The sequence below is a fragment of the Streptomyces sp. NPDC058964 genome, assembly GCF_042741275.1.
Classification (GTDB): domain Bacteria; phylum Actinomycetota; class Actinomycetes; order Streptomycetales; family Streptomycetaceae; genus Streptomyces.
This window is the reverse complement of record NZ_JBHYKH010000499.1, coordinates 1,418-6,715: the sequence shown is the minus strand read 5'-3', so window position 1 is coordinate 6,715 and position 5,298 is coordinate 1,418. Positions and strand designations below refer to the sequence as shown.

Genomic DNA, 5,298 nt, shown 5'->3' with positions numbered 1-5,298 from the left:
GGCCCGGGTTGTCCGCGGCGTGCGCCGCGGGTATGCCGAGCGCCAGAGCACCGGCGATCATGGGCAGTGTCGCTGCCATGCTCACTCCGGCGCGCGCTTTGGCACGGTTGGATCTCATAGAACCCCCTGCGATGCGGTTCGCATGCATGTAGTGGTTGTCACGTCGTGGATCCGGCCGCGGGCCCGCGGCGGTATCGGCCCGGGAATGGATCACACGATGGGGGCCACTCTTTCGATGAACCGTTCATGCCAGGGGAACGCAAAAGTCAAGAGAAACCCAAGGAATCGTCATCCGGGGTGAATTGGGGCTTTCGTCCTTGCGTCCGGCTTACGAACGGGGCTTGGCGCCACGCTCCTTGAGCATGTCGGCCATCAGCTGGATCTCGGACTGCTGTGCGTCGACCATGCCCTGCGCGAGCTTCTTCTCCACGCCGACGGTGCACTTGGCGACACACCCCTCGGCCATGTGGATGCCGCCCTTGTGGTGGTCCGTCATCAGCTGGAGGTAGAAGACCTCGGCCTGCCTGCCGCTGAGGGAACCCAGCTTCTTCATCTCGGAGTTGGTCGCCATGCCCGGCATCAGGGCGCCGTCCTTGCCGGACGACATGTCACCCATGCCCATCCAGGTCATCGGCGGATCCGCCGACACCTTCGGCAGCTCCCACAGATCCAGCCAGCCCAGCAGCATGCCCCGCTGGTTGGCCTGCGTCTGCGCGATGTCGTAGGCGAGCCGCCGTACTTCCTCGTTCTTCGTACGGTCGCGCACGATGTACGACATCTCGACGGCCTGCTGGTGGTGGACCGCCATGTCCCGCGCGAACCCCGCGTCCGCCGAGCCGGCGGTGGGCGTGCTCGCGCCCGAGCCGCCGTCCTCGGCGACGGCGTACGTGATCGCGCCGGCCGCGACGAGCGCTGCCGCCGCGGCCCCCGCGATCAGTCCCAGGTGCCTCACTGCGACAGACCGCCCGTGCAGGCCGCGCCCGGCTCCGGCGTCTGCTTGCCCTGGACGAACTCCGCGAAGAACTTGTCCACGTTCGGGTCGGTCGCGCTCGTCACCGTGCGCTGGTGCGCCCACGCGGTGAGCATGATCGGGTCCTTCTGCTTGTCGTCCGGGCTCATCAGCGTGTACGGCGTCCTCTTCACCTTCGCCGCCAGCGCGTCGACGTCCTTCTTCGCCGCCTTGCTGGTGTACGTCACCCAGACCGCTCCGTGCTCGAGCGCGTGCACGGCGTTCACGTTCTTGAGCGCCTTGGTGTAGACGTCGCCGTTGCAGTTCTGCCAGACCGGGTTGTGGTTGCCGCCGACCGGGGGCTCGGTGGGGTAGTGCACGTCCGTGGTGACGTGGGTGCGGCCCAGCGTGCCCTTCCAGGTCTTCACGCCGTCCTTGCCCGTGACGAAGTGGCCCGAGGTCTTGGAGTCACTCGCCGCGCTGCCGTCCTTGTCCTTCTGCGAGTTCACGACCACGACACCGCCGACGACGAGGCCTGCGACGACCACCACGCTCGCGGCGACGGTGAGCAGCCGGTTGCGGCGCTCACGAGCCTTCTCGGTGCGTCGCATCTCCTCTATGCGCGCCTTGCGGGCGGCGTTGCTGCTGTTCTTGGCGGAACCCATGGGTGGTGTCCTTCTGGGGGAAAGTGACGGGACGGACGGGACAGGCCGGGCCCGCTGATCGTAATGGGGAAGCGCTGTCCTTCCGCAGGGAGGGCACGGAAAAGAAAATTTGAATGCCGGATGCACATTATTTACGCTCTCCGGTATGCGTCTGCTGCGCTCCACCGATCTGGCCCTGCGCGTCCTCATGCGGCTCGCCGTCGCCGGGGACTCCACTCCCACGACCCGTCAGGTCGCGGAGGACATGGACGTGCCGTACACGCACGCCGCGAAGGTGGTGGCCGAACTCCAGCACCTCGGCCTCGTCGACGCCCGCCGCGGCCGGGGCGGCGGGCTCGCGCTCAGCGAGAAGGGGCGTACGGCGTCCGTGGGTGCCGTGGTGCGCGCCTTCGAGGGCGAGGGTGACGTGGTCGAGTGCGAGGGGTCCACGCCCTGCCCCCTGATCTCCGCCTGCCGGCTGCGCGGCGCACTGCGCCGGGCCCAGGAGGCGTTCTACGCGACGCTGGACCCGGTCACGGTGGCGGACATGGTCGCGGACCCCACCGGCCCGCTGCTGCTGAGCATCTCCGGCCGTCCCCCGTCCTGAGGACCGGGCCCCGGCCGTCGGCCGTCAGCCCCGGGCGAGCCAGAGGTCCGGCCCGAACACCTCGTAGTGGATGTCGGCCGGTGCCACACCCCGGCCGATCAGCTGGGAGCGCACCGTGCGCATGAACGGCAGCGGGCCGCACAGGTACGCGCGCGTGCCCTCCGGCACGCCGATGCCCTCGAGGTCCACCAGTCCCGCGCGGGCGCCCGGTCCGGCGTCCTCCTCGTAGAAGAAGTGCGCGCGGGAGTCCGCCAGCTTGGCCGCGTACGCCTCGTGGTCGTCGCGGAGCGCGTGGTCGGCGGGGGAGCGGTCGCCGTGCACGACGGTGACCGGGGAGGCGTGTCCGTTCTCCGCGAGCTGCGCCAGCATCGCGACCATCGGGGTCACGCCGATGCCGGCGGAGGCCAGCAGCAGGGGGGTGCCGGGGGCGTCGTCCAGGACGAGGTCGCCGTAGGGGGCGGAGAGCTCCACCACGTCGCCCGTCGCCACGCGCGCGTGCAGGTGGTTGGAGACCTCGCCCTCGGGCGTCGGGCCGCCGGGCACGCGCTTGACGCTGATCTGCCGGACGGACGTGCCGGGCGTCCCGGAGAGGCTGTACTGCCGTATCTGGCGCGCGCCGTCGGGCAGGGCGACGCGGACGGAGACGTACTGGCCCGCCCGGAAGTCGCGCACCGCGCCGCCGTCGGCCGGCCGCAGCCGGAAGGTGACGACGTCGGGGGTTTCGGTGACCCGCTCGACGACCTCCCACTCGCGCCACCCGGCCTCGTCGGCGCTCTCCTCGTACAGCCGCTTCTCGATGGCGATCAGGGCGTTCGCCATCAGCCAGTAGACCTCGTCCCAGGCGGCCGCGACCTCGGGCGTGACGGCCTCGCCGAGCACGTCGACGATCGCGGCGAACAGGTGCTCGTGGACGACCTTGTACTGCTCGGGGGTGACGCCGAGCGAGGCGTGCTTGTGGGCGATGCGGCCCAGCATGGCGTCGGGCCGCTGGTCCGGGTGGTCCACGAGGTACGTGGCGAAGGCGGCGATGGATCCCGCCAGCGCCTGGCGCTGGGTGCCCGCGGCCTGGTTGCCGCGGTTGAAGAGGTCGCGCAGCAGGTCGGGGTGGGCGGCGAACAGCCCCGCGTAGAAGCGCTCGGTGATCTCGCCGATGGCGGCGCCGACGGCGGGGAGGGTGGCGCGGACGGTGGCTGCGGACGGCTCGGACAGCATCGGAACTCCTCGTGACTGGCCGGACCCGGGATGGATCGGCACTGATCGGCACTGATCGGCACGCTATTTAAACTTGCATCTGAGATGCAAATTAAATGGGAGTGGCGTCGCTCACCTGCGAAGCGGATCGGCCATTACGGATGTCGGCCCGAACAGGCAAGATGGGCAGCAGAGCAGTACACCTGCTGTACGTGAGGCGTTCGGTCCCGGGACGGCCGGCCGATCATGGTCCGCAACGCGCACGAAACGCTGTTGTGGTGGGATGCTCAGGTGCCCGACCGCCTCTCGTGCTACCGGGAACAGGCGGCCTGACCAGCAAGGATGGGGAAGCGGAAGATGGACAAGCAGCAGGAGTTCGTGCTCCGGACGTTGGAGGAGCGCGACATCCGGTTCGTACGGCTGTGGTTCACGGACGTCCTGGGTTTCCTCAAGTCCGTGGCCGTGGCCCCCGCCGAGCTGGAGCAGGCCTTCGACGAGGGCATCGGCTTCGACGGCTCCGCCATCGAGGGCTTCGCCCGGGTCTACGAGTCCGACATGATCGCCAAGCCGGACCCGTCGACCTTCCAGATCCTTCCGTGGCGCGCCGAGGCCCCCGGTACCGCCCGCATGTTCTGCGACATCCTCATGCCGGACGGCTCACCGTCCTTCGCGGACCCGCGCTACGTCCTCAAGCGCGCCCTCGCCCGCACCTCCGACCTGGGCTTCACCTTCTACACGCACCCCGAGATCGAGTTCTTCCTCCTGAAGGACCGCCCGCTGGACGGCTCGCGCCCGACGCCCGCCGACAACTCCGGCTACTTCGACCACACCCCGCAGAACATCGGCATGGACTTCCGCCGCCAGGCGATCACGATGCTGGAGTCGATGGGCATCTCGGTGGAGTTCTCCCACCACGAGGGTGCGCCGGGCCAGCAGGAGATCGACCTGCGCTACGCCGACGCCCTGTCCACGGCGGACAACATCATGACGTTCCGCCTGGTCATGAAGCAGGTGGCGCTGGAGCAGGGTGTGCAGGCCACGTTCATGCCGAAGCCCTTCTCCGAGCACCCCGGCAGCGGTATGCACACCCACCTGTCGCTCTTCGAAGGTGACCGGAACGCGTTCTACGAGTCCGGCGCGGAGTACCAGCTCTCCAAGGTCGGCCGCTCCTTCATCGCGGGCCTGCTGAAGCACGCGGCGGAGATCTCGGCCGTCACCAACCAGTGGGTCAACTCCTACAAGCGCATCTGGGGCGGTTCCGAGCGCACCGCGGGCGCCGGCGGCGAGGCGCCCTCGTACATCTGCTGGGGCCACAACAACCGCTCGGCCCTGGTCCGCGTGCCCATGTACAAGCCCGGCAAGACCGGCTCCGCGCGTGTGGAGGTACGTTCCCTCGACTCGGGCGCGAACCCGTATCTGGCCTACGCGCTCCTCCTGGCGGCGGGCCTCAAGGGCATCGAGGAGGGCTACGAGCTCCCGCCCGGCGCCGAGGACGACGTCTGGGCGCTCTCCAACGCCGAGCGCCGCGCGATGGGCATCGAACCCCTCCCGCAGAACCTCGGCGAGGCCCTGACCCTCATGGAGGGCAGCGACCTCGTCGCCGAGACCCTCGGTGAACACGTCTTCGACTTCTTCCTGCGCAACAAGCGCCAGGAGTGGGAGGAGTACCGTTCCGAGGTCACCGCGTTCGAGCTTCGCAAGAACCTGCCGGTGCTGTAAGCACACGTCGGGGCGGTTTTCCCGCTTTTTCGACACCCTGGGGGGGGGCGGGCGGCGGCGGCGGCGAGGCCAGGGGGAGCGTCGTGGGACCAGCGGCCGCCTCCGTGCCGGCCCACTACGGCGGGTACGTCGGTGACGGCGAGTACGGCGGCGACGCCGACACCGAAGCGGCCGACGGTGCCCTGGCC

The 5,298-nt window shown here is 69.5% G+C and carries 5 protein-coding genes; 2 read left to right on the top strand and 3 right to left on the bottom strand.

Features of this window, described 5'->3' with window-relative positions:
- Positions 1-328 precede the first annotated feature (328 nt).
- Positions 329-952 carry a DUF305 domain-containing protein gene (locus tag ACFW2E_RS38335; protein WP_384474115.1) on the bottom strand — a complete coding sequence of 208 codons (624 nt, stop codon included), beginning with the start codon at positions 950-952 and terminating at the stop codon, positions 329-331.
- On the bottom strand, positions 949-1,614 hold the full coding sequence (locus ACFW2E_RS38330) for a DUF3105 domain-containing protein (RefSeq protein WP_384474112.1): 666 nt from the start codon (positions 1,612-1,614) through the stop codon (positions 949-951). The genes ACFW2E_RS38335 and ACFW2E_RS38330 overlap by 4 nt, the downstream gene beginning before the upstream one ends.
- A 145-nt stretch (positions 1,615-1,759) precedes the next feature.
- On the opposite strand from ACFW2E_RS38330, the gene ACFW2E_RS38325 reads away from it, so the two are divergent.
- Complete coding sequence (locus ACFW2E_RS38325; protein WP_384474109.1) at positions 1,760-2,200, top strand: RrF2 family transcriptional regulator; 441 nt, start codon at positions 1,760-1,762, stop codon at positions 2,198-2,200.
- Positions 2,201-2,224: 24 nt separating this feature from the next.
- Here the strand turns inward: ACFW2E_RS38325 and ACFW2E_RS38320 are convergent, their stop codons facing one another.
- Positions 2,225-3,412, bottom strand: a complete 1,188-nt coding sequence (locus ACFW2E_RS38320) for a globin domain-containing protein (protein WP_384474106.1) — start codon at positions 3,410-3,412, stop codon at positions 2,225-2,227.
- 336 nt (positions 3,413-3,748) lie between these two features.
- Here ACFW2E_RS38320 and glnA point away from each other — a divergent pair, with 336 nt between their 5' ends.
- Positions 3,749-5,110, top strand: coding sequence for a type I glutamate--ammonia ligase (glnA, locus tag ACFW2E_RS38315; protein WP_384474103.1), 1,362 nt, complete (start codon positions 3,749-3,751; stop codon positions 5,108-5,110).
- The last annotated feature ends 188 nt before the right edge of the window (positions 5,111-5,298 follow it).

Excerpts from the sequence above, each read along its gene's own strand:
- ACFW2E_RS38330 (WP_384474112.1), bottom strand. The coding sequence starts at position 1,614 with ATGGGTTCCGCCAAGAACAGCAGCAACGCCGCCCGCAAGGCGCGCATA.
- ACFW2E_RS38325 (WP_384474109.1), top strand. The coding sequence starts at position 1,760 with ATGCGTCTGCTGCGCTCCACCGATCTGGCCCTGCGCGTCCTCATGCGG.
- ACFW2E_RS38320 (WP_384474106.1), bottom strand. The coding sequence starts at position 3,412 with ATGCTGTCCGAGCCGTCCGCAGCCACCGTCCGCGCCACCCTCCCCGCC.
- glnA (WP_384474103.1), top strand. The coding sequence starts at position 3,749 with ATGGACAAGCAGCAGGAGTTCGTGCTCCGGACGTTGGAGGAGCGCGAC.